A 22,062-nucleotide genomic window follows, 5' to 3' on the forward strand; every position below is an offset into this window, starting at 1 on the left:
GTGGGGTCAGGGCCAGCGACGGAAGATCAACGAGGTGTTGACGCCGCCGAAGGCAAAGTTGTTGTTCATCACGTATTCATGGCTCATGGCACGCAGGCCACCCTGCAGGTAGTCCAGCTCGCCGCAGCGAGGGTCGACCCGGTCCAGGTTGCAGGTGTGCACGTACAGGTCGCGGTTGAGCATCTCGATGCTGAACCAGGACTCCAGGGCCCCGCAGGCGCCCAGGGTGTGGCCGAGGAAACTCTTCTGCGAGCTGATGGGCATGCGGCTGCCGAACAGGCTGCTGGTGGCCTGGGTCTCGGCGATATCGCCCTGTTCGGTGGCGGTGCCATGGCCATTGACGTAGCCGATGGCGGCGGGCGCCAGGGCGGCGTCCTCCAGCGCCAACTCCATGGCCCGGCGCATGGTGGCCTGCTCCGGGCGGGTGGTGTGCTGGCCATCGGCGTTGCTGCCGAAACCGACGATTTCCGCGTGGATCCGCGCACCCCGGGCCAGGGCGTGCTCCAGCTCTTCCAGGACCAGCATGCCGCCGCCTTCGCCGATCACCAGACCGTCGCGATCGCAATCGTAGGGCCGCGGGCTGCTGTGGGGCGCGTCATTCTTCAGGCTGGTGGCATACAACGCATCGAACACCATGGCTTCGGTGGGGCACAGCTCTTCGGCGCCGCCGGCGAGCATCAGCGGCAGGCGGCCGAACTTGATCGCCTCATAGGCATAGCCGATGCCCTGGCTGCCGCTGGTGCAGGCGCTGGAGGTGGGGATCAGGCGCCCGGTAAGGCCGAAGAAGATGCTGATATTGGCCGCCGTGGTGTGGGGCATCATGCGCACGTAGGAGTTGGCGTTGAGCCCTTCGGCCACCGAGTTCAGCAGCATGTTGCCGAAGGCCTTGATCTCGTCCGTGCTACCGGTGGACGAGCCGCAGGCCACACCCATGCGCCCATCCTTGATCGAGGGGTCGCCCAGCAGCCCGGCATCGGCCAGTGCCTGTTCGGCGGCGCCGACCGCGAGCCGCGAGACCCGGCCCATGCTGCGCAATTGCTTGCGGGTCCAGTGCCCGGGCACGAGGAAATCGTCGATGGGGCCAGCCAGGCGGGTATTGAGTTCGCTGAACCTGTCCCATTCGTCCATGCGCCGGATCCCGCTGCGGTTGGCGGCGAAGCGCTCGACGATGCTGGCCCAGTCGTTGCCCAGGGAAGTGATGCCGGCCATGCCGGTGACGACCACGCGTTTCATCAGCACAGGCCCCCGTTCACCGCCAGTACCTGGCGGGTGATGTAGGCGGCTTCGGCGGACATCAGGAAGTTCACCGCGCCGGCCACCTCTTCCGGGGTGCCCATGCGCTGCGCCGGGATCATCTTCAGCAGTTCTTCCACCGGCACGTTTTCGTCCAGCATGGCGGTGTCGATCAAGCCCGGGGCCACGCAGTTGACGGTGATCTTGCGCTTGCCCAGTTCGATGGCCAGGGCCTTGGCGGCGCCGATCAGGCCGGCCTTGGACGCGCTGTAGTTGACCTGGCCACGATTGCCGATCAGTCCCGAGACCGAGGTGATGCAAACGATGCGGCCAGGGGCGCGGCGGCGGATCATCGGCATCATCACCGGGTGCAGGACGTTGTAGAAACCATCGAGGTTGGTGCGCAGCACCTGGTCCCAGTCCTCTTCGCCCAGGGCCGGGAAGGCACCGTCGCGAGTCAGGCCGGCGTTGAGTACCACGCCGTAATAGGCGCCATGGGTCTCGACATCGGCTTCCAGTACGGCCTTGCAGGCCGCGCGGTCGCAGACGTCGAATTGCAGGATGCGGGCCTTGCGGCCCAGGGCCTGGACCTCGACCTGGACGGCTTCAGCTTCGCTGCGGCCGCTGCGGCAGTGCAGCACCAGGTCATAGCCGGCCTGGGCCAGACGCAGGGCGATGGCGCGGCCGATGCCACGGCTGGAGCCGGTGACCAGTACGGAGTCAGTCATGACGGGGTTCCTGTAGAGGGGGCAGGTGTTTCCTGCAGGTAATCGGAGACCTGGGGCGGACGGAACACGTTCAGGCGTGCGCTGGCGGTGATGCCGGGCCCATCCAGGTGGCACTCGAACACACCCATGCCGTTGTCGTCCTCGAGGGAGCGCAAGGCATGGATCTGCAGGATGCTGCCGACCGGGAAATGTTCGACATTGCACTGGAATTTGCGGGTGCCCAGGAGGAAGCCCAGTTCCACTGCCTGGCCCTGTTGGCGGGCGCGGCAGCCCGCGTAGGCCGCGACGCTCTGGGCCATCAGCTCGATGCCGACCCATGCCGGCAGGCTGCCGTCGGGGCGGTTGAACAGGCCGCCGGGGCGAACCTCCAGGCGCGTGTGGATCTGTTCTTCATCGAAGTCCAGGACGTGGTCGATGAGGATCATGTCCCCGGCATGGGGCAGCAGTTCGGCGAGGGGCCAGTCAATCATGGGGCATCTCCGATAATCAGGCTGACGTTGTTGCCGCCGAAGGCGAAGGAGTTGCTCATCAGGCGGCGCGGTAAGTGGACGTCCAGGCGGTCGGCTGCGGTCACCCAGCGCAGTGCTGGCAGGGCCGGATCGGCCTGGTTGTCCCAGACGTGGGGCGGCAAGGCCCGGGCGGGATTGTCGGGGCTCAAGGCCAACCAGCAGAACGCCGCTTCAAGGGCTCCGGCGGCACCCAGGGTATGGCCGCTCATGGGTTTGGTCGAAGAGCAGGGCACGCCATCGGGAAACAGCTGCGCCACGGCCAGGCTTTCCATGGCGTCGTTGTGTTGGGTGGCCGTACCGTGCAGGTTCAGATAGCCGATCTGTCCCGGTTCCAGCCCGGCGCTGCGCAGGGCCTGGCGCATGGCTTGCAACGCGCCACGACCATCGGGGGCCGGCGCGGAAATATGGTAGGCATCGCAGCTGGCACCCGCGCCCAGCAGGGCGCTGGAAGACCCGGGCGTGGGCTCCCGGCTCATCAGGAACAGCGCCGCTGCCTCCCCGATGTTGATGCCGTTGCGATGCTGGGAAAACGGGTTGCAACGCTGGCCGGATACCGCCTCCAGGGCTGAGAAACCGTTGAGGGTGAGTTTGCACAGGCTGTCGACACCGCCGCACAACACCGCGTCGCAGACCCCAAGGTCCAACAGGCGCCGGGCGCTGAGCAGGGCCCGGGCACTGGAGGTGCAGGCGGTGGAGATCACATAGGCCGGACCGCTCAGTTGCAACCAGTCGGCGAGAAAGTTTGCCGGTGCCCCCAGCTCTTGCTGGCGATAGTCGTAGTCTGCGGGGAGCTTGTGGTCCTGCAGGTAACGGGCGATTCCCTGGCTGGCTTCGTCGATCCCCGAGGTGCTGGTGCCCAGGACGATACCGATGCGGGCCTGGCCATAGCGTTGGATGGCCCGGTGGATGTCATCCTCGATCTGTAGCGCGGCCTCCAGCAGCAACTGGTTGTTGCGACTGCGGTGAGCCTCCTGGCCGGCCGGCATGTCGGCCAACGGCCCCTGTATCGCTGCCACCGGCAGGCTGCGACCGGGCACCCATCGGGGCTCCTCGCGCATCCCGGAGCAGTCCCCGGAAAACAGACTGCGGGCGACTTCACGGCGATTGCGTCCCAGGGCGCAGATCACTCCCAGGGCATTGAGATAAGCGGTCATGGCGTGGCCTCGGCGCTCAACGCGGTGATGTGGTAACGCGGGCCGTCCGTTAGCTCCAGGGTGAAATCCAGCGCCTGTCGATAGTCGACCTGCCAGCGTGGCTCCAGGCGACGCTGGCTGCCCTGTTGGTGGGCATTAGGGTAGCTGTCGGACAATTGCTCCCCGGGCGTCAGGGCGAACAGCAGTGCGGCGAACAGCTCCCTGGCTTGCGGATTGGGGGGCAGCAGGCCGTCGGCCTGCCACTGTCCTGCTACCAGGCGCTGGCGTGCCAGGGGAATGCCCAGGGGGTCCATCAACGACCAACGCAGGGCCTGGCCCTCGGCCTGGACCACCAGTAGCCAGTCCTGGCTCTGGTCCTGGAGTTGTCGCTGCACATGCAGTTGCAACGGCAATGGCAGCGAGGGCGTGTGCTCGGGTAGCGGCGCCCGGCTGGCGCACGCGCCCAGCAACAGGAGACAACCGAGCAGCAGGGCACGGATCATGCGGATGGACCTTGCTCGTCGACAGGGGGATCGAGTGGCTTGCGGGCCACGACATTGACCAGGGTTTCCTCGCGCTGGCCCACCGGCGGCGGCTGGCGCAGGCCAAGGCGTTCCAGCAGACCGAAGTCCTTGGCCCGACTCCACCACAGGTAGGGATAGGACACGTTGTCCTGGGTGAACTCGAAACCTTGCCGGGCAATCATCTGCAGGTACTGACCGGCGCTTTTTTGTACGTGCATCGGATGGCGGAACAGCCAGCGAATCACCCAGGTGTCGATATAGGCCTCGGTGGATTCGGCGAACAGCAGGTAGCCACCGGGCTTGAGCACCCGATAGAACTCGGCCAGGGCTTTTTCCTGTTCCACCAGGTGGTGGAAGGTCTGGTGGCAGAACAGCAGGTCGACGCTGGCGTCCGCCACTTTCAAGGTGGCGCAATCGCTACCGATCAATTCCACTTCCCACTGCTGGCGCCGGGCTTCCTCGGCGCTGAGCTTGAGGCTATGGGGGTCGGCATCGACACCGATCAGGCGCTTGGGCGCGAACACCTGGCGCAGGTACTGGAAGGACTTGCCCTGGCCGCAGCCGGCATCCAGCAGCACCGGGTTGCGCGGCGGCTCGCCATCGAACAGTGAGCGCAGATCGTTGATAGCCACCCGCAGCACATGGTGCTGCCAGGTTTGGCTGCGCAGGAACCAGAAACCGAAGCGGGTTTCCTCGACGTAGCTGTCGCTCAGGAACTGCGGGTTCTGGCCATTCATGCGCAAGCCCTCGCACAGACTTCCGACAGCGCCTTGAGCCGGCGGCGCGGTTCGCTGACGAAGGGATTGCGGGTATCCCAGGCATAGCCGGCGAGGATCGAGCTGATCATGCGGCGGATCTCCTGGGAGCTGCCCGGGTGGTAGATCACATCCTGGAAGGTGCCGGCGTACCAGCCCTCGACGTAGCAGCGGAAAGTGTCCACGCCGCGCTTGAGCGGTTCGGCGAATTCCTCTTCCCAATCCACGCTCTGGCCTTGCAGCTGACGGTGCAGCACGCTGGCGGCCATGCTCGCCGAGCGCATGGCGATGGTCACGCCCGAGGAGAACACCGGGTCGAGAAATTCCGCGGCATTGCCCAGCAAGGCGAAGCCCGGGCCGTGCAGGGTACTGACATTGGCCGAGTAGCCACCGATGGTCCGGGCCGGGGTGTCCCACTCGGCGTTTTGCAGGACCCTGGCCAGGCTCGGGGTCTGGGCAATGAAGCCGCGCAGGCAGGCATCCAGGTCGCTATCGCGCCCGGCGAAGTGAGACTCGGCGGCGACCACGCCCACCGAACAGCGCCCGTTGCTGAAGGGAATGCTCCAGAACCAGATGTCGCGGTGTTCCGGATGGGTGGTGATGAGGATCTTGTTGCGATCGAAGTGCTCGCAGTCGATGCGATCCTCGATATGGGTGAACACCGCCCGGCGTACCGGGAAGTTCGAGGGGGCCTCCAGTTGCAGCAAGCGTGGCAAGACCCGGCCGTAGCCACTGGCATCAAGGATGAAGTCGGCCTCGATACGGTACTGGCTGCCGTCTTCGCGGCGACATTCCAGCTGTGGTTGTGCTCGCTCGATGTCCACCGCGATGACTTCCTGTCCATAGCGGATCTGTACCCCTTGCAGGGCCGCCTGGTCGGCCAGCAACTGATCGAAGTCGGCCCGCTGGACCTGGAACGTGGTGGGTTTGCCGTTGCTGAAGGTGTCGCCGAAATCGAAGGTACTGTAGTGCTCGCCCCAGGCGAAGGCCGCGCCGTTCTTGAGCTGGAAACCGGCGTCTTGAACGGCCTCGAGCATGCCGGCCTCCTCGACGAAGTCCAGGCAGTGGGACAGCAGGCTTTCGCCGATGGAGAAGCGTGGGAAATGTTGGCGCTCGACGATCAGTACGTCGTGGCCCTGGCGCTTGAGCAGCGCGGCCGCGATGGCCCCTGAAGGGCCGGCACCGATCACCACGACCTGGCGACGTTCCATTTCAACTGTTGGCACTAGGGCTCCTTGCCGGTTTGGCGATGTTCAGATTCGAGGAGGCCACGTTCTGCGTGGCCGGAGGTATTCGGTGCAGGCCGGCCAGGGCCGGTAGCAGGGTGGCGATCAGGCCCATGAGCATCAGCGCGAAGTACAGCGCCGGGCTGATCAGTTGCTGTTGCAGCAGCAGGTTGAGAAACACGATCTCGCTCAGGCCGCGGATGTTCAGCAGCAGGCTTTCGTGCCAGCGCCTGGCACCTTCGAAAGACGCGCCGGCCCAGCTCAGGCCCAGCCAGTTGCCCAGCAGCTTGCTGGCGATCGGCAAGAGCAGCAGCGCCAGCAGTTGCACCCAGCCCAGACTGTCCATGGCCCCATGGACATCGATCTGCACGATGCCAAAGGTCAGGATCAGCGGGATGGCGACAAAGGTCTGCAAGCGTTCCATCCAGGCTGCCTTTAACGGCAGCGCCAGCGGTAGCTTGAGGGCCGCCATGCACAGCAGGTAGCCGATGCCGAATATCAGGGCATTGAGCCGGTAGTGCTCGGCGACCACCAGCAGGCCGAAGAAGCCCAGGCTGTAGACCATGGAGTGGCGCAGGCCGAGGCGACGCAGCAGCAAGGGCAGGCAGGCGCCGGCCAGGGGCAGTAGCAGGCTGTTCAGCTCCAGGCTGCCCTGGGCCAGGGCGAACAGGCTCCAGCAGGTCAGGTCGATGAGGATCGCGGCCTGCACCAGGCGCCGGGTGGCCCGGGCCGGGTACTGGATATGCCGCAGGTACAGGTAGAGCACCGGAATGGCGGTAATGGCGAACAGCAAGCCCAGCGCCAGGGTGCCCAGCCAGGGTTGCTTCGGTATTAGCCAGGTGGCTGCGGCCAGGCCGCAGGCAAAGGGGAGGCAAAAGCTCGGGAGGGCGATCTTCAGGCTCTGGCGATCCAGGCGCAGGTCGATGACATCGCTCAGGATATGTCCCAGCAGCAGGGCAAAGCCCAGGCTATAGGAGTGCTTGAGCCACGACGGCGCCACCAGTTGCGCACCACTGAGCCCCCAATGGGGCTCGACCCAAAGCAGCATCAGCAGAGGCAGGCCGAAGGTCGCCAGCAGTAGCTGGCTGACGATCGGAATCAGGCCCAGGCGTCGGCCGATGTGCGTGGCCAGGGCGAACAGGGCCAGGACCAGCAGCCAGAACAGGAGGATCAGCACGTTGGTTGCTCGGTGGTGGCTCCCGGATGCGCCCCGTGGCCGGCCCAGGGCGCGAGGATGAAGCTGAACGCCAGCCCCAGGCTCACGGCAAGGCCGAAGTTGCTCACCGCCGGGGTACTGGAGATGGCCAGCAGGCCGAACGACAGCCAGGTCGTCAGGGCTGCCAGCAAGGTACCCAGCAGGCTCACCGCGGCGCCGCCGATCTGCTCGCGCATGAGAATCGCGTAGTCGACGCTGATCGCGGTCACCAGCAACAGGCCGAACAGGCTGAACAGTGTCAGGGGTTGTCCCAGCCAGCCGAGGCTGGCCAGGCTGCACAGGGCCGCCAACAGTGGCAGGGCCACCAGGCGCAGGGCGCCACCGATACCGAAAGGCAGGATCAGCAACAGCACGATCAGTACGCAGGAGGCCAGCTTGAGCTCGGCGGCGCTGACCTGGGTGGCCGCGAACACCCGGTTCAGCTCGCCCAGGCGGTCGACCAGCTGCACTCCTGGCAAGTCGTCGCTCTGCACCCGCAGCAGGGCCGCGTCATTGAGGCCCTGCAGGCTGACCATCGCCGCTACGCCATCGCTCGTCGCTCCCAGCCATAGCGGTCGGTATGGCTCGGCCAGGGGGCCGGCGAGGGCACTGTCGATGTCTTCCACGGGCAGCTGTTGCAGCGCTTGGAGTTCGGCCTGCAAGGCGTGTTCCGGTACGCCCAGCTCCAGCAGTGGCTGCCAGAAACCGGGCAGCTTGCCGAGTGCCGCACGCACGCGCTGTTGGTCCTCGGGAGGGCTGAGTAACTGGTTCAGGCCCAGGTAGCCCTTGAGCTTGCCCAGGCTGACCAATGCCTGGAGGCGCTCATCCAGGGCGTTCAGGCGCTCCAGGAGTTGCTGCTGGTCGCTCGCCCGCACCAGGAAGAACTGGCTGGTGGGCTGATAGCCGGTGATCCGCACGATGGCCTGGGCCTCTTGCAGCAGTTGTGGCGGCGCGCTCACCCACTGGCGGATATCGTTCTTGCTCTGGAGTTGCCACAGGCCGGCGGCACAGAACAGCCCCAGCAGGACCAGCAAGATCGGGCTCGGCACTCGCGCCAGTAGCGCAGCGCGGAGGCGGAGCAGGGCTTCGGCGACCTGCAGTGGCCAGCGTGCCGGGCGTGGCTCGACATGCTTGAGCAGCGCCGGCAGCAGGCACACCGCCGACAGGTAGGCCCCCAGCAGGCCAGCGGCGGAAAACACAGCGATCTGGGTCAGGGCCGGGAAGGGGGTCCAGGCCAGGGCCAGGTAGCCGATGCAACTGGTGACCAGGCTCAGGGTCAGGCCCGGCACGGTCAGGCGCAAGGCCGGCCAGCTGCGCCAGGGATTCAGGCTCCAGCTCTTGGACAGGTAATGCAGGGGATAGTCGACGGCGACCCCGATCAGGCTCGAACCCAGGACCAGGGTCATGACATGCATGTGGCCGAACAGGGCGACGCAGGCCACGGCACCGAACGACATGCCCACCAGCACCGGGACAAAGGCCAGCAGCGCGCGCCAGCGACGAAAGGCCAGGAGCAGCAGCGCCAGGATACCCAGGGTCGCACCACCGCCGACCCAGGTGATTTCCCGCGAGGCTTGTTGTTGTCCGTTGGCGGCATACAGCAAGCCGCTGGCGGCCAATAGCTGCACCTGCTGCGTGGCCGCTTGCTCGCGGCTGTGCTGCAGCAGTTCGGCCACTTGCAGGGGCAGTTGCATGTCGAAAGCGTTGCCGCCGGTGTGGGCGCGCAGCAACACCCAATGCTTGCCATCGGCCTCGGCCACCAGGGCACCGCTGCCGACGTCCAGCTGTACCGCACCGTGTTGCGGCTGATTGTTCTGGATGCGCCCGGTCAGGCCCAGCCAGTCATCCTGGCTGGGTACCAGGGTGAAGCCGGCGAAGGGGTCGAACAGGCTCTGCACCCGTTGCTGGATGAAGGCCTGGGGCTGTTCGAGCAGCTGTTGGCGATCCTTGGCCGAGAGCATCGCCAGGCGGCCTTGCAGCAGTTGCTTGCGCAGCGCCGGCAGGTCGGCTTGCAGGTTCCACTGGACCTTGTCGAACAGGCCGCTGGCTTGCCACTGCCCGCCCAGCTCTCGGGCCATGTCCAGCGCCCGTTGGCGTTCGGCATGCCCCACCAGTACCAGGATCTCCCGGTTCAACGGCTCCTGCATACGTTGTTCGGCCTGGAGCTCCAGGGCGTCGGGAGCCGTGCCAGGCACCAGCTCCATGAGATTGGCCGACAGCGGCGCGCCATGGCGCCATTGCCAGGCACCCAGGGCCAGGACCAGCGCCAGCAGGATCAGGAAGCATCGCGGTAACCAGCGCTCACTCGGCAAAGTCATGTTGCTCCGTGTCACTCAGGGGCTGGGCGCTGGTGCTGTCCTGCATGGTCATCACCGTGCGGTCGCCCTGGGTCTCCAGCAGTTCGATGCGCTGCACCAGGCTGCCGCCCTCGATGTTGATCTGGGTGAAGATCTGCTGGAGCAGCAGCGAGCGAGGAATCAGCTGCAACTGCCAGGCTTGCGCGCTGCCTTGCAACTTGAGTTCGAAGTCTCGTTGCAGGCCGCTGCTGTCACCTTGCAGGACGGCGAGGAACAGGCGGTTCTGTTCGGCCCCGGCGCTCTTGCCCGGCAGCATCTGCCAACCTGCGCCGTCGCGTCGGGCGATGCCCTTGGGCGTCATGCGGTAGTCCTGCTGCAGTGGCGTCTGCAACAGCCACAGCAGGCCATGGTTCCTGGCCAGGACGAAGTGGCCCTTGCTGGTCAGTGGCTGGGCCAGGGCCCGCAGGTGTTTTTCCTGGATGAAGCGGCCATGGATCACCTCCGGTCGCGCAAGCTGGTCGCTCAGCTGTTGCAGATCGAAGGCCTGGGCCTGGGAGGGCAGGCCCAGCACCAGCAGGCAGGCCAGCAGCAAGGGTTTGCAGAAATTCATGGCAGCAGGCGCTCCACGGCGTCGGTGAATACCTTGGGTGAAGCCAGCTGCATTTCCCGGCTGGCGATGTCCACGGCCACTTGCACCGAACTGGCGCGGGTCAGGCGTTCGCCGCTGGCCTGGTCGGTGATCAGGTAGTTGATCTTCAGGCGGTGCTCCCATTCCACCAGGCTGGCGCGCACGTTCAGGGTCTGGCCGAACACCGCGCCACGCACGTAGCGCAATTGCAGGTCGATCACCGGCCAGGCGTAGCCGGAGTCGCGCATTTGCTCGTAGTTGTGCCCGAGCTTGTCCAGCAGGGCGCAGCGGGCGACCTCCAGGTACTTGACGTAGTGCCCGTGCCAGACCACGTGCATGGTGTCGATGTCGAAGAACGGCACCAGGATCTGGGTATCGGCGTATATCGCTCCCTGGCTACGCATGCAGCCTCCAGTGCCGGTTGGCGATGCGTTGCAGGCACAGGCGCAATTCGCCCTCCAGGGCCCGGTCCTCGATCACTGGAGGGAAGTCCTCGGCCAGTTGCCGCTGCATAGCTGCGAGGGCCGGAGGCAGGGGCCGGGCATCGGCTTCTCGGCTGCGCAGCCAGACACCCTGGTTGGCGGCCAGCAGGCTCGCGGCGGCCACTTGTTCGGTGAGCTCCAGCACACGAATGGCGTCCCGGGCGGCGATGGTGCCCATGCTCACCTTGTCCTGGTTGTGGCATTCGGTGGAGCGCGAGAACACGCTGGCCGGCAGGGTGTTCTTCAAGGCTTCGGCCGTCCAGGCGCTGGCGCCGATCTGTACCGCCTTGAAGCCGTGGTTGAGCATCGCTCGCTCAGCGCCCGCGCCAGACAGGTTGCTCGGCAGGCCATGGTTGTAGCGCACGTCCACCAGCAGTGCCAGTTGGCGGTCAAGCAGGTCGGCAACGTTGGCCATCAGGTTCTTCAGGCTGTCCATGGCGAAGGCGATATGCCCGCCGTAGAAGTGCCCGCCGTGGAGTACGCGCTCGGCCTCGGCATCGATGATCGGGTTGTCGTTGGCGCTATTGAGCTCCGTCTCGATGAACGAGCGCAGCCAGCCCAGGCTGTCGCCCAACACGCCCAGTACATGGGGCGCGCAGCGCAGGGAATAGCGGTCCTGGAGGCGGTGCAGGGGCGCGGCAGGCGCGTCGATCGCCAGGTCCTGGCGCAACCAGGCTGCCACTTGCATCTGCCCCGGATGGGGCTTGGCAGCAAACAGGCGTTCATCGAAGTGCTCTGGATTGCCTTGCAGGGCCACCACGTTCAGCGCCGTGATACGGGTTGCCAGGCGCAGCAGGTAGTCCGCGCGAGCGAAAGCCAGGCAAGCCAGGCCGGTCATCACCGCCGTGCCATTCATCAGCGCCAGGGCTTCCTTGGGTCGCAGTACCAACGGCTCCCAGCCCAGCTCGCGGTGGACGTCGGCCGACTCGCGGCGTTCGCCACGAAACAGCACCTGGCGTTCGCCGGACAAGGTCGCGGCCACGTAGGACAGTGGCGTCAGGTCGCCGCTGGCGCCCACCGAGCCCTCTTCCGGGATCAGCGGCAGGACGTCCTGGTCGAGGAAGGCTTGCAGGCGTTCCAGCAGTTCCACGCGGACCCCGGAGACGCCTTGGCACAGTGACTGCAAGCGCGCGGCGAGGACGGCGCGGGTGGCCTGTGGATCGAGCAGTTGGCCAAGGCCGCAGCCGTGGAAGGTGTACAGATGACGGGGCAGGGCCTCGACATGTTCCAGTGGCACCGCCACCACGCATGAGTCGCCATAGCCGGTGGTCACGCCGTAGATCACCCCTTCCTTGTCCAGGAGGGAGTCGAGGAACTGCGCACCCTTGGCAATGCCCCGGCGCCAGTCGGCGTCGCTTTGCAGGCGCGTCGGTACCTGGCGGTTGGCCAGGGCCAGCACGTCTTCGATGCGCAAGGGGTGTTCGCCGAAGGTTACCGGCTCATGGGTCGAGGTTGTCATCGGTTTTCCAGAATGGGTAGAAGTTGAACCATTGTTGCGGGGCTTTTAGGCAGTATTGGCCCAGGCGCTCGGCGTAGCGGGCGGTCCACTGGGCGATCACTTGCTGGCGGTCGCTGCGCTTCCACTGCACGGCTTGGGCAAAGGGTTCGAGGATCACCTGGTAACGGCCCTGGTGCTTGAGGCACAGCAGCAGGTTGACCGGGCACTTGAGCAGTCCGGCCAGCAGCCAGGGGCCCTGGGGAAAGGCTGCGGGGTGGCCGAGAAAGTCCACCCGCACGTTGCGTCCGCCATGCAGGGGGACGCGGTCGCCGGCGATGGCCAGCCATTCGCCGCGCTCCAGGCGTTGGCTCAGTTGCAGCATGGTCGCCGGGTCCAGCTCGCTGACCTGGATCAGCCGCAGGTTGCTGGCCCCGGCCTCGCCCAGAAGGCGGTTGAAGCGCTCGGCGTGCCGGGTGTGTACCAGGACGTTCATGGTCACTTGCTCGCCAAGCTCGGCCAGCGCCCGGCAGACTTCCAGGTTGCCCAGGTGCGCGCCCACCAGCAGTTGGCCACGCTCGCTGCGCAGTTGCTGGCGCAGGCCGGCCGGATCGACGATCTCGATCTGTTCCAGGCGCAGCTTGCCGTTCCATACATCGAGCTTGTCCAGCAGGGCATCGGCAAAGGCCATGAACTGGCCGAACACCCGACGCTGGCTGGGCAGCAGGTCGTCGCGCCCGGCAAAGCGGGCCAGGCGCTCCTGGTACTGCCAGATACTGCGGCGGGCGCTGCGTCCGAACAGGAAGAAATAGAACACGATGGCGTACAGCAGCGGGCTCAGCACACGGCGCCCCAGGACCCGTACACCGAAGGCGGTGAGCTTCATCAGCCAGAAACTGCCGCGCTCGCGATGCTCGGCCCAATGCCTGCTGGAGGGTTCCTGGCTCATGGACGCCACCGGCGCCAGAGGATCAGCGGCAAGCGCACCAGCATGCCGAAGAACAGCTTGGCGTGCATTTTGGAAATCAGCGCGTTGTCGTGCCACAGGCGAAAGTGCGAGAGGCCGTCCTGAGGATAGTGGACCCGGGTCGGCAGCCAGAGCATGGCCTGGTTGCGCCAGGACAGGCGCACGAGAATCTCCGGGTCGAAATCCATGCGCCGGCCCAGTGCCACGGAGTCGAGCAGCTCCAGGGTCGGGGCCAGCGGGTAGACCCTGAAGCCGCACATGGAGTCGGGAATCTGCAGCGACAGGCTGTTGATCCAGACCCAGATATGGGTCAGGTAGCGGGCATACAAGCGCCCCTTGGGCACGCTGGCGTCGTACTGTGGATAACCACAGACCAGGGCCTGGGGCGCAAGGCGTGAGTGCTGGATGAAGTTATCCACATCCGTCAGGTCGTGCTGGCCATCGGCATCCACTTGCAGGGCATGGCTGAAACCCAGGTGCGCCGCCTCCCGCAGCCCGGCCATGACCGCGCCGCCCTTGCCCTGGTTGATCGCCAGGCGGACCAGGAACACCTGCTCGCGACCTGCCAATTGTTCCAGTACTGCGGCGCATGGCTGGCTGCTGGCATCGTCCACCAGGACGCAAGGCACGCCCCGGGCCAGGAGCGCCTCCACGACCGCTGGTACGGCGGTTTCATGGTTGTAGACCGGAATCACCGCACAAGGGTTATGCACAGGCGTGCTGGCCGATGATTTATCCACAGGCTGGCTCCAGGACAATACGTCCACTGGAGCAGGGGGCGCCGTCATTGAGGTAGGCGAAGTACAGCTTCTGCCGTTGGGCGTCGAAACGCAGGTGCAGTTCGATGCGATCGCCCGGGCGGACCAGTTGCTGGAACTTCAGCACTTCCATGCCGGCAAAGCGTTCCGGCAGCTCAAGCAACTGCTGGCCCAGGGCCAGGGCCCAATCCACTTGCACCACCCCAGGCAGGACCGGGGTCAGGGGGAAGTGGCCGCTGAAGTAGGCCAGGTCCGGGGGAACGGCCAGTTGCAGGCGCCATTCGTCTTCATGGCGTACCCGCTCCAGCACTTCGGGGTGCTGCGGGCGCGGTGCCTCAAGCAGGGCCTGGACCTGCGCCTGGGGGAGCTTGCCCTGGGCGTTGAGTGGCAATTGGCGGAGCAGGCGCCAGCGTCGAGGCAGGGCCAGGGCTTCGCAATGCTGCGCCAGGTGCTGGCGCAGGGCCTGGGTCAGGTTGCGCCGGCCCTGGTTGCGCAAGGCGTGGAGGCCCGGCTCGCTCAGTACCAGCAGGGCACCCAGGTAGGCGCGGTTTTCCTCGATCACCCCCAGCCGTGCTTCCGCGACCCAGGCATGGCGTTCCAGGGCCTGCTCCAGCATGGGCAGGGAAATGCGTTTTTCCTCCAGCTTGACGATGCGGTCCAGGCGACCCAGCAGTTCGAAGCGGCCATCGATGGCAATCCGTGCGGCGTCGGCGCTGTGCTCGACATGCCCGGCTGGCAGGTAGGGCGAGGTGATCAGCAGGGCTCCGTCGGCATCCAGGCTCAGGCCGACCTCGGCGAACGGCTGCCACAGCGCCTGGCCCTGGCGCCAGGCAATGCCGCCGGTTTCCGAACTGCCGAGGATCTCGGTGGGCCATTGTCCCAGCCGTTGTTGCAGGCTGCTGGCCGCATCCGCCGGCAAGGCGCCGCCGGAAGAGAACACCCGCCGCACCTGGCTCAGGGCCGGCCAGTCGAGATTGTCGCCCATGCGCTTGAGCAGGGCGGGGCTGGCGACCCAGGCAAACGCCGGGCACTCGCGGCTGGCTCGCTGCAGGTCCTCGGGGAAAGGCAACTGGCGCCGCATGAACGGGCGTCCGGCGCACAGCGGCCAGAGCACGCGAAACAGCAAGCCATAGATGTGTTGGGTGGCGACACTGCCAATGATCCAGGCCTGGCCAAGGTCGTTGCCCCAGAGTCGCTCCAGGGCCTGCACTTCATTGGCCAGTTGTCGCAGGGTCTTGTCGATGCGCTTGGGTTCGCCGCTGGAGCCCGAGGTGCACAGGCTCAGTCGACAACGGTCGAGATCGAGTTCGGTCGCAGCCAGCGGGCTGGCCTGCATCGGTTGCCAAGGGGTGTCGTGGTCGGTCAGCCACAGGTCGACATCCGCCGCCCAGCGCTGGCGGGTCTGGGCTTGCAGGTCGGCCGGCAGCAACACACTGGCCCCGGCGCGCCAGGCACCGAGCAGGGCCACCGCCAGTTCCACGGCATCTTCCAGGTAGATCGCTACCCGCTTGATGCCGCGTTGTTCCAGGGCTGCGGCCAGGCTCAAGGCCTGTTCCTGCAGGCGCTGCAGGTCGATGCCGGGATGGGCGCTGACCGGCCGTGGGCTGTGCGTCTTGAGCAGCAGTTGCTCAAGGGGAATCCAGTTCATCTACGGCCTCGTACCCGTTGTCGTAAAAGCCATTCAATGGCAAACAGCAAGCCCATCAACCCATAGGCGATCAGGCCGTTGTACAACGTCCACCAACTCAGCGGTGCCCAGAGCGTCAGGGCGGCGGCGAGCGCGCCATTGCAGAGGAAGAACAGGCTCCAGGCGATGGTTACCTGGCGGGTGTAGCGTATGGCTTTCTCCGGCAGGTCCGGTTCGCTGAGGCGGGCCAGGCGCTCGGCCACTGGCGGTCCGTACTTCAGGCTGAGGCCGAAGAGGCCGAGCATGAAGCTGCTGATCAGTACCGGGTACCAGCGCAGTAGCCCGGGGTGATCGAACCACGCCAGCAGCAGGCAGAAGATAATGGCCATGGCCGCCATCCACCGGCTGCCGCGATCGCGTCCGCCCGTCAAGGCACGGGCCAGCCACAGGCTGCCCAGCAACAGGCCGAACTGCCATGGCGCGAAATGCTCCATGCCCAAGTACACGGCGAAGGGGTAAAGCAGGCCGGCCAGCAACAAGCCCAGGCCGATCAGTCGGCTCATGCCGCCGGCTGGACCAGGCGATACACCGCCTCGACCACATCGTTGACGGTACGCACCGACTTGAATTCCTCGGCGGCGATTTTCTTGCCGGTCTGGCGCTTGATGTGATCGATCAGGTCGACGGCGTCGATGCTGTCGATTTCCAGGTCCTGGTACAGGTTGGACTCCAGGCTGATGCTGGCGGGCTCCAGCTCGAAGAGCTCGACCAGGGCGTCGCGCAGGGTGTTGAAGATGTCGTCACGGGTTTGCATGGTCGGTTCTCAAGCTGCCTGTTTTGCGCTGACGAACGCCGCAAGGCTCGCCACGTTGCTGAAATGGTTGCGGGTGTCCTTGGCGTCGGCATCGATCTTGATGCCGTACTTCTTCTGGATCGCCAGGCCCAGCTCCAGGGCGTCCACCGAGTCCAGGCCGAGGCCTTCGCCGAACAGCGTCTGCTCGTTGTCGATGTCCTGGGCACTGATGTCTTCCAGGCCCAGGGCGTCGATGATCAGCAGTTTGATTTCAAGAATCAGGTCCGGGTGTGTATCGCTCATCTCTGGCGAGCTCCTTGGTGAAATAGTGGTGCAAGTGCTCATTGAGCTTGCGCGAAGCCTGGGGCGCGGGCCCCTGGGCTGCAAAGGTCTGTGGGTCTATATCGGCACCGACGTGAAAACTGAAGTGCACGCGGCGCTGCGGGATTCGGTACCAGGGTTCGGCCTTGGTCAGGGTGCTGGGGCTGACCTTGATCACCACCGGGGTGATCACTCTGGCACCGCGCAGGGCGATTGCCGCGGCTCCCCGATGAAAGGTCGGGGCCTGGCCTGGCTGGGTGCGGGTGCCTTCAGGGAAGACGATCAGCGTCTGGCCTTCGTGCAGTGCCTGGGAGGCGCCATCGAGCATGTCCAGGCTGCCATCGTTGCTGATGTACTGTGCGGCGCGCACCGGGCCCCGGGTGAAGGGGTTGTTCCAGAGGCTTTCCTTGACCACGCAGTTGGCATCGCGGACCAGGCCGATCAGGAACACCACGTCGATCAGCGATGGGTGGTTGGCGATGATCATTTGTCCCGGGCGTCCGAGCTGTTCGGCACCCTGGACGTCATAGGTGAGCACCCCGCTGCGCGCCATGAAGCGGATGAACAGCCAGAACAACCGGCTGACCGTCTTGCGCGCACGCAGGCGCTGGCGCCGGGCATCGCCGGGCAGGCAGGCAAGCAGGGGGAAAATCACCAGGCGCAGGCATAAACCACCTAGTCCGAACAGTGCGAAGCTCAGGGCCGTGGCCAGCAGGCGCCAGAGATAGGCGTCGCGGCCCTTGGTGCCTACCGGTTGCGTTGCCAGGTCCATACGCGACTCATCCAGGCATGTTGGCATTGATGCTGCGCACCGATCAGGGCGCGCAACAGGTTCAGGGCGTGGGGCCAGGGAGCCCTGGGGAGCTGGCCATCGTGGTGGCCCAGGGACAGTTGCCAGTCGTCGCCCGGGGTCAGCAGCAAGCCCAGGGCGTAGGGAAATGGCACGTCGTCGATCCAGTCGGCGTACACGGGCGGTGGTTGTTCCTCGGCAATCACCAGCAGCACGTGGGGGGCGCCCTCGGCCAGCAACGCCGCGGCTTCCAGCAGACCGTGCTCAAGGCCGTCGCCGGCGGCCGCCAGGGCCGACATCTCGCTAGTTTCGCCGCGCATGATGGACCACAGGCCAATCACTGCGTTGTGCACCGAAAGGCTGAACTGCGTGGGGGACAGCGGCTGTTCGGCGGCCAGGTCGCTGAGAATCTCGAAGGTCCGCGGAGTTTCGCCGTGACGGGAGATGAACACCAGGGGCAGTTGCTCAAGGCCTTCGGCCAGGGGCCAGCCCACGCTGAACGCCATGCGCGCCAGGCGGCTGAGACGGCGCCGCTGCATGGCGGGCAGGAAGGACACGTCGGGGGCACTATCGCTGGTTTCGGGCAGGGCCGGATGTTGGCCCCATGCCTGCCAGGCGTCCACGCTTTCGAGCCCAGGGGCCCAAGCACGCCATTGGGCGATATTGAACTTGATCAATTGGTTCATCCCGCCCCTGCGGGCTTCCTTGATGTGGTGCAGTGCTTGGAAATACTGACTGACCGGGGGGACGCGAGTGCGTCGGTGGCGCGCATTATCCCGGTGCGACTGGCTTGTAGCAAATGCTGGTTGGGCTGTTGGTCGCAAATCGAGGCGATGGTGCCGTGTTCGTTGATGTCGTTTTGCCGCTATTGGCTTTCTGCCTCGGGCTAGCGCTCCGCCAGGCCCCGGGCCGGGCCGAGGATCTTGTGTTGCCGAGGTAGCTAAGCGGCTGCGGGGGCTACTACACTCGGGGATCTTTGATACACGGAGGTTTTGACATGCGGCGTGTGGTGTTCAATCAGAAAGGTGGCGTGGGCAAGTCCAGTATTGCCTGCAATCTGGCGGCGGTCAGCGCCAGCGAGGGTTATCGCACCTTGCTGGTGGACCTGGATGCCCAGGCCAACTCGACCCAGTACCTCACCGGCTTGACCGGCGAGGACATTCCGATGGGGATCGCCGACTTCTTCAAGCAGACCCTGTCCTCTGGCCCGTTCTCCAAGAAGAACCAGGTGGATATCTACGAGACGCCGTTCGACAACCTGCATGTGGTGACCGCCACAGCCGAGCTGGCGGACCTGCAGCCCAAGCTGGAGGCCAAGCACAAGATCAACAAGCTGCGTAAGTTGCTCGACGAGTTGTCCGAGGATTACGAGCGGATCTACCTCGACACCCCGCCTGCCCTGAATTTCTACGCGGTATCGGCGTTGATCGCGGCCGATCGTGTGCTGATCCCTTTCGATTGCGACAGTTTTTCCCGCCAGGCCCTGTACGGCCTGCTGGCTGAGATCGAGGAGTTGAAGGAAGACCACAACGAAGCGCTCGAGGTCGAGGGCATCGTGGTCAATCAGTTCCAGGCCCGGGCCAGCCTGCCGCAACAGATGCTCGACGAACTGATTGGCGAGGGCCTGCCGGTGCTGCCGGTGTACCTGGCCAGTTCGGTGCGCATGCGTGAATCACACCAGGCCAGCCTGCCGCTGATCCATCTCGACCCACGGCACAAGCTGACCCAGCAGTTCGTCGACCTGCACCACCTGCTGGAAAACGCCTGACCCTGCTGTTGCCGTGAACGCAAGGCTTTGGCCGGCGCTCACGGCGTTCTCTCAAATCCCCTGGCTGCGCAACCAGCCGATCAACTGTGGCAAGGGCAGGGCGCCGCTTTGCCGCGCCACCTCCCGGCCATTCTTGAACAGGATCAGGCTTGGAATCGAGCGAATGCCCAACTGTGCCGAGAGCTGCTGGTTGGCTTCGCTGTCCAGCTTGGCCAGGCGGCATTTGCCGCTCAGTTGCGCGGCGGCTTGCTGGAAGGTCGGCGCAAAGGATTTGCACGGCCCGCACCAGTCTGCCCAGACATCCACCAGCAACGGCAGGTCGCCCTTGATCTGGCTGGCGTAGTCGCCCTGTTTCAAGTCAAAGGGTTTGTCCAGCAACACCTCGGCCTTGCAGCGCCCGCACTTGGGATGGTCCCCCAGGCGCTCGGCGGGGATGCGGTTGAGGCCGTTGCAATGCGGGCAGGGGATCAACAGTGGGTCGGTCATGGTCGGGTTCCGGGTCAGTGGCCAATGGCACCTATCTGGAGTCGTGGCGTGGATTTATCAAGCCGCCGGGCCGGTGGTTGCATCCGCTCACATATCGGCGGGCAGTCGGTGCTGCGCAATCTCTAGTCTTGCCAGAAGGCGGACCGTCGGTCCGACCGACTGCATAGCGTATTGCTATGGTCGGATTTGCTGATTAGCCTCGATAGCAACATGCGATAGGGAGGTTGCATGCATATCATCACCGCAAAACGTATCTGGCAGGCCAAGGAGCAGTGGCCGCAGAGCGCACGAGCGCTGGATACCTGGTATCGCAAGGCCAAGGGCGCCAGGCCAGAGGACTTTTCCGATATGAAGGCGTTGTTTCCGGCGGTCGATAAGGTCGGGCGCTTCCATGTCTTCGACATCGGCGGCAACAAACTGCGGTTGATCGCACTGGTGCGCTATGGAGTCCAGCGGCTCTACATCAGGCATGTACTGGACCACGCCAGCTACGACAAGGGGCTGTGGAAGGAGGAAATAGAATGAGCATACTGGTCAGCCAGGCGGCGGAGCACTGGCAATTCGTCGCGCCGCTGCTGCGCAAGCCCAGGACCGAGGCCGATTACGATGCTCTGGCCCTGGCCCTGGATGAATTGCTGGACATCATGGGCGAGGATGAGGCTCATCCGCTGGCCTCACTGGTGGACATCATCGGTGATTGGATCGAGGCCTATGACGAAGAGCATCGGCCGATACCTCCCGTCAGTGGCGTGGAGGTCTTGCGCTCGTTGATGCACGAGCACGGCCTGACCCAGAGCGACCTGCCCGGGGTCGGGGCGCAATCGGTGGTTTCCGAAGTGCTGAGTGGCAAGCGCCAGCTCAACCTGCGGCAGGTGCGCTGGCTGTCCGAGCGCTTCAAGGTGGCAATGGAAGTGTTCGCCTGACTCAGGACGAACAGCTGATCTCCAGGTGCTTGCCCCAGTCCGGCGGCCGCTTGGCGTAGTTGTCCATGTCGGGCTGTTCTTCGAACGGCCGGCTCAGCACCTGGTGCAGGCGCCGCACTTCGCTGTAGTCGCCCGATTCCGCGGCTTCGATGGCCTGTTGCGCCAGGTAGTTGCGCAAGACATACAGCGGATTGACCGCGTGCATGCGCACCCGGCGCTGTTCCTGGCCCTGCAGCGGATCGCGGGCTACCCGCGCCACGTACGACTCGGCCCAGGCATCGAAGCCCTTGAGATCGACGAAGTCGTCACGCAACTGCGCCACGGCCAGCTCCGGCGCTGTGTCCCCCAGGCGGCGGAAGAACAGGCTGTAGTCCACGGCGCTGCCCTGCATCAGTTGCAGCAGCCGTTCCACCAGTTGCTGGTCGGCGTCCTCCGCATGGGTCAGGCCCAGGCGCCGGCGCATCAGGTCCAGGTAGTGGGCCTGGTACAACGGCAGGAACAGGCCCAGCGTTTCACGCAGGTCGTCAACCGCAATCAATGGGGTCAGGGCCTGGGCCAGGGCGCTGAGGTTCCATTGGCCGATGGGCACCTGGTTGCTGAAGGAGTAGCGACCCTGGTCATCGGAGTGGTTGCAGATGAAGTGGGCGTCGAAGTCGTCGAGGAAGGCGAAGGGGCCGAAGTCGAAGGTGATGCCCAGGATCGACATGTTGTCGGTGTTCATCACGCCGTGGCAGAAGCCATAGGCCTGCCATTTGGCGATCAGCTCGGCATTGCGCTCGACGATCTCGCGAAACATCGCCAGATAGGGCTGGGGGTGTTTGCGGCATTCGGGGAAATGCTGCGCCAGTACGTGTTCGGCCAGTTGGGTGTGCTGTTCGGACTTGCGCGTGTAGTAGAAATATTCGAAATGCCCGAAGCGGATATGACTGGGCGCCAGGCGCAGGACCATGGCGCCGCGCTCCTGCTTCTCGCGCCACACCGGGGTGTCCGAGCCGATGACGCACAGCGCCCGGCTACTGGGAATGCCCAGGGCATGCAGGGCCTCGGAGGCGAGGAACTCGCGGATCGAGGAGCGCAGCACCGCGCGCCCGTCGCCCATGCGCGAGTAGGGCGTCTGGCCGGCACCCTTCAGGTGCAGGTCCCAGTATTGGCCGGCATCGTTGCGTACTTCCCCTAGCAGCAAGCCGCGACCATCTCCCAGCTGGGGGTTGTAGGAGCCGAACTGGTGCCCGGAATAGACCATCGCCCGAGGTTCGGCCTCGGCCCACAGCTTGTGTCCGCCGAACAGCTCGGCGAACACCGGGCTTTCGGCGACGGCGGGGTCCAGGTCCAGCAGGGCCATGGCTGCCGGACTGGCCACCACCAGGCGCGGGTTGTCCAGGGGCTCGGGCAGCACATGGGTCGAGAAGGCGTCGCCCAGGCGGGCGAAACGATTGTCGAAGGTCAGTTCGTCGAGGGCTTTCAACGGCCATCTCCCAGCAGAA

General features: G+C 65.4%; 25 protein-coding genes. 3 read left to right on the forward strand and 22 right to left on the reverse strand.

The features are described from left to right. Nucleotides 1-6 precede the first annotated feature (6 nt). From C4K39_RS02320 to C4K39_RS02415, 20 genes are read right to left on the reverse strand one after another with little or no spacing between them, the layout of a single operon-like run. Nucleotides 7-1,233: a beta-ketoacyl-ACP synthase gene (locus C4K39_RS02320; protein ID WP_124345570.1), complete on the reverse strand. Its 1,227-nt coding sequence runs from the start codon at nt 1,231-1,233 to the stop codon at nt 7-9. Then, the gene (gene fabG, locus C4K39_RS02325; protein WP_068578667.1) at nt 1,233-1,961 is read right to left on the reverse strand and encodes a 3-oxoacyl-ACP reductase FabG; all 729 of its coding nucleotides are present in this window, start codon (nt 1,959-1,961) and stop codon (nt 1,233-1,235) included. Before fabG ends, C4K39_RS02320 begins: the two co-directional genes overlap by 1 nt. Continuing rightward, nucleotides 1,958-2,431 (reverse strand): hotdog family protein, encoded by a 474-nt coding sequence (locus tag C4K39_RS02330; RefSeq protein ID WP_068578665.1) that lies wholly within the window; start codon nt 2,429-2,431, stop codon nt 1,958-1,960. Before C4K39_RS02330 ends, fabG begins: the two co-directional genes overlap by 4 nt. Further along, entirely contained in the window at nt 2,428-3,624 is a 1,197-nt protein-coding gene (locus C4K39_RS02335) for a beta-ketoacyl-[acyl-carrier-protein] synthase family protein (protein WP_124345571.1), read from the reverse strand. Before C4K39_RS02335 ends, C4K39_RS02330 begins: the two co-directional genes overlap by 4 nt. Continuing rightward, nucleotides 3,621-4,106, reverse strand: coding sequence for a DUF3261 domain-containing protein (locus C4K39_RS02340; RefSeq protein ID WP_124345572.1), 486 nt, complete (start codon nt 4,104-4,106; stop codon nt 3,621-3,623). The genes C4K39_RS02335 and C4K39_RS02340 overlap by 4 nt, the downstream gene beginning before the upstream one ends. Further along, on the reverse strand, nt 4,103-4,864 hold the full coding sequence (locus C4K39_RS02345; protein WP_068578659.1) for a class I SAM-dependent methyltransferase: 762 nt from the start codon (nt 4,862-4,864) through the stop codon (nt 4,103-4,105). The genes C4K39_RS02340 and C4K39_RS02345 overlap by 4 nt, the downstream gene beginning before the upstream one ends. Next, nucleotides 4,861-6,108 (reverse strand): NAD(P)/FAD-dependent oxidoreductase, encoded by a 1,248-nt coding sequence (locus tag C4K39_RS02350; RefSeq protein WP_068578657.1) that lies wholly within the window; start codon nt 6,106-6,108, stop codon nt 4,861-4,863. The genes C4K39_RS02345 and C4K39_RS02350 overlap by 4 nt, the downstream gene beginning before the upstream one ends. Then, nucleotides 6,095-7,285: a sodium:proton antiporter gene (locus C4K39_RS02355; protein WP_124345573.1), complete on the reverse strand. Its 1,191-nt coding sequence runs from the start codon at nt 7,283-7,285 to the stop codon at nt 6,095-6,097. Before C4K39_RS02355 ends, C4K39_RS02350 begins: the two co-directional genes overlap by 14 nt. Further along, nucleotides 7,279-9,621, reverse strand: coding sequence for an MMPL family transporter (locus C4K39_RS02360; protein WP_124345574.1), 2,343 nt, complete (start codon nt 9,619-9,621; stop codon nt 7,279-7,281). The genes C4K39_RS02355 and C4K39_RS02360 overlap by 7 nt, the downstream gene beginning before the upstream one ends. After that, nucleotides 9,605-10,210 carry an outer membrane lipoprotein carrier protein LolA gene (locus C4K39_RS02365; protein ID WP_068578651.1) on the reverse strand — a complete coding sequence of 202 codons (606 nt, stop codon included), beginning with the start codon at nt 10,208-10,210 and terminating at the stop codon, nt 9,605-9,607. The genes C4K39_RS02360 and C4K39_RS02365 overlap by 17 nt, the downstream gene beginning before the upstream one ends. Beyond that, a complete protein-coding gene (locus tag C4K39_RS02370) occupies nt 10,207-10,632 on the reverse strand; it encodes an acyl-CoA thioesterase (protein WP_068578649.1) in 426 nt (141 codons plus the stop codon). The genes C4K39_RS02365 and C4K39_RS02370 overlap by 4 nt, the downstream gene beginning before the upstream one ends. After that, the gene (locus C4K39_RS02375) at nt 10,625-12,169 is read right to left on the reverse strand and encodes an HAL/PAL/TAL family ammonia-lyase (RefSeq protein ID WP_124345575.1); all 1,545 of its coding nucleotides are present in this window, start codon (nt 12,167-12,169) and stop codon (nt 10,625-10,627) included. The genes C4K39_RS02370 and C4K39_RS02375 overlap by 8 nt, the downstream gene beginning before the upstream one ends. Then, a complete protein-coding gene (locus tag C4K39_RS02380; RefSeq protein WP_068578645.1) occupies nt 12,150-13,094 on the reverse strand; it encodes a lysophospholipid acyltransferase family protein in 945 nt (314 codons plus the stop codon). The genes C4K39_RS02375 and C4K39_RS02380 overlap by 20 nt, the downstream gene beginning before the upstream one ends. Then, a complete protein-coding gene (locus tag C4K39_RS02385; RefSeq protein ID WP_124348310.1) occupies nt 13,091-13,825 on the reverse strand; it encodes a glycosyltransferase family 2 protein in 735 nt (244 codons plus the stop codon). The genes C4K39_RS02380 and C4K39_RS02385 overlap by 4 nt, the downstream gene beginning before the upstream one ends. A gap of 19 nt (nt 13,826-13,844) precedes the next feature. Then, entirely contained in the window at nt 13,845-15,518 is a 1,674-nt protein-coding gene (locus C4K39_RS02390) for an acyl-CoA synthetase family protein (protein ID WP_124345576.1), read from the reverse strand. After that, entirely contained in the window at nt 15,515-16,060 is a 546-nt protein-coding gene (locus C4K39_RS02395; protein ID WP_124345577.1) for a COG4648 family protein, read from the reverse strand. Before C4K39_RS02395 ends, C4K39_RS02390 begins: the two co-directional genes overlap by 4 nt. Then, nucleotides 16,057-16,311, reverse strand: a complete 255-nt coding sequence (locus tag C4K39_RS02400; RefSeq protein WP_068578636.1) for an acyl carrier protein — start codon at nt 16,309-16,311, stop codon at nt 16,057-16,059. The genes C4K39_RS02395 and C4K39_RS02400 overlap by 4 nt, the downstream gene beginning before the upstream one ends. Before the next feature lie 9 nt (nt 16,312-16,320). Beyond that, nucleotides 16,321-16,593: a phosphopantetheine-binding protein gene (locus C4K39_RS02405; protein WP_068578634.1), complete on the reverse strand. Its 273-nt coding sequence runs from the start codon at nt 16,591-16,593 to the stop codon at nt 16,321-16,323. Beyond that, entirely contained in the window at nt 16,562-17,383 is an 822-nt protein-coding gene (locus C4K39_RS02410) for a lysophospholipid acyltransferase family protein (RefSeq protein ID WP_124345578.1), read from the reverse strand. The genes C4K39_RS02405 and C4K39_RS02410 overlap by 32 nt, the downstream gene beginning before the upstream one ends. Then, the gene (locus C4K39_RS02415) at nt 17,359-18,087 is read right to left on the reverse strand and encodes a beta-ketoacyl synthase chain length factor (RefSeq protein WP_124345579.1); all 729 of its coding nucleotides are present in this window, start codon (nt 18,085-18,087) and stop codon (nt 17,359-17,361) included. The genes C4K39_RS02410 and C4K39_RS02415 overlap by 25 nt, the downstream gene beginning before the upstream one ends. A 311-nt stretch (nt 18,088-18,398) precedes the next feature. On the opposite strand from C4K39_RS02415, the gene C4K39_RS02420 reads away from it, so the two are divergent. Continuing rightward, complete coding sequence (locus C4K39_RS02420) at nt 18,399-19,169, forward strand: ParA family protein (protein WP_068578628.1); 771 nt, start codon at nt 18,399-18,401, stop codon at nt 19,167-19,169. A gap of 51 nt (nt 19,170-19,220) precedes the next feature. Here the strand turns inward: C4K39_RS02420 and trxC are convergent, their stop codons facing one another. After that, on the reverse strand, nt 19,221-19,655 hold the full coding sequence (trxC, locus tag C4K39_RS02425) for a thioredoxin TrxC (RefSeq protein ID WP_068578626.1): 435 nt from the start codon (nt 19,653-19,655) through the stop codon (nt 19,221-19,223). Nucleotides 19,656-19,883: 228 nt separating this feature from the next. On the opposite strand from trxC, the gene C4K39_RS02430 reads away from it, so the two are divergent. After that, nucleotides 19,884-20,180, forward strand: a complete 297-nt coding sequence (locus C4K39_RS02430; RefSeq protein ID WP_124345580.1) for a type II toxin-antitoxin system HigB family toxin — start codon at nt 19,884-19,886, stop codon at nt 20,178-20,180. Beyond that, a complete protein-coding gene (locus C4K39_RS02435; protein ID WP_022640300.1) occupies nt 20,177-20,578 on the forward strand; it encodes a helix-turn-helix domain-containing protein in 402 nt (133 codons plus the stop codon). Before C4K39_RS02430 ends, C4K39_RS02435 begins: the two co-directional genes overlap by 4 nt. A 1-nt stretch (nt 20,579) precedes the next feature. On the opposite strand, the gene selO is transcribed toward C4K39_RS02435, so the two are convergent. Further along, nucleotides 20,580-22,043 carry a protein adenylyltransferase SelO gene (gene selO, locus C4K39_RS02440; protein ID WP_124345581.1) on the reverse strand — a complete coding sequence of 488 codons (1,464 nt, stop codon included), beginning with the start codon at nt 22,041-22,043 and terminating at the stop codon, nt 20,580-20,582. Nucleotides 22,044-22,062 lie beyond the last annotated feature (19 nt).

It is taken from the genome of Pseudomonas sessilinigenes, assembly GCF_003850565.1.
GTDB classification, from domain to species: Bacteria; Pseudomonadota; Gammaproteobacteria; order Pseudomonadales; family Pseudomonadaceae; genus Aquipseudomonas; species Aquipseudomonas sessilinigenes.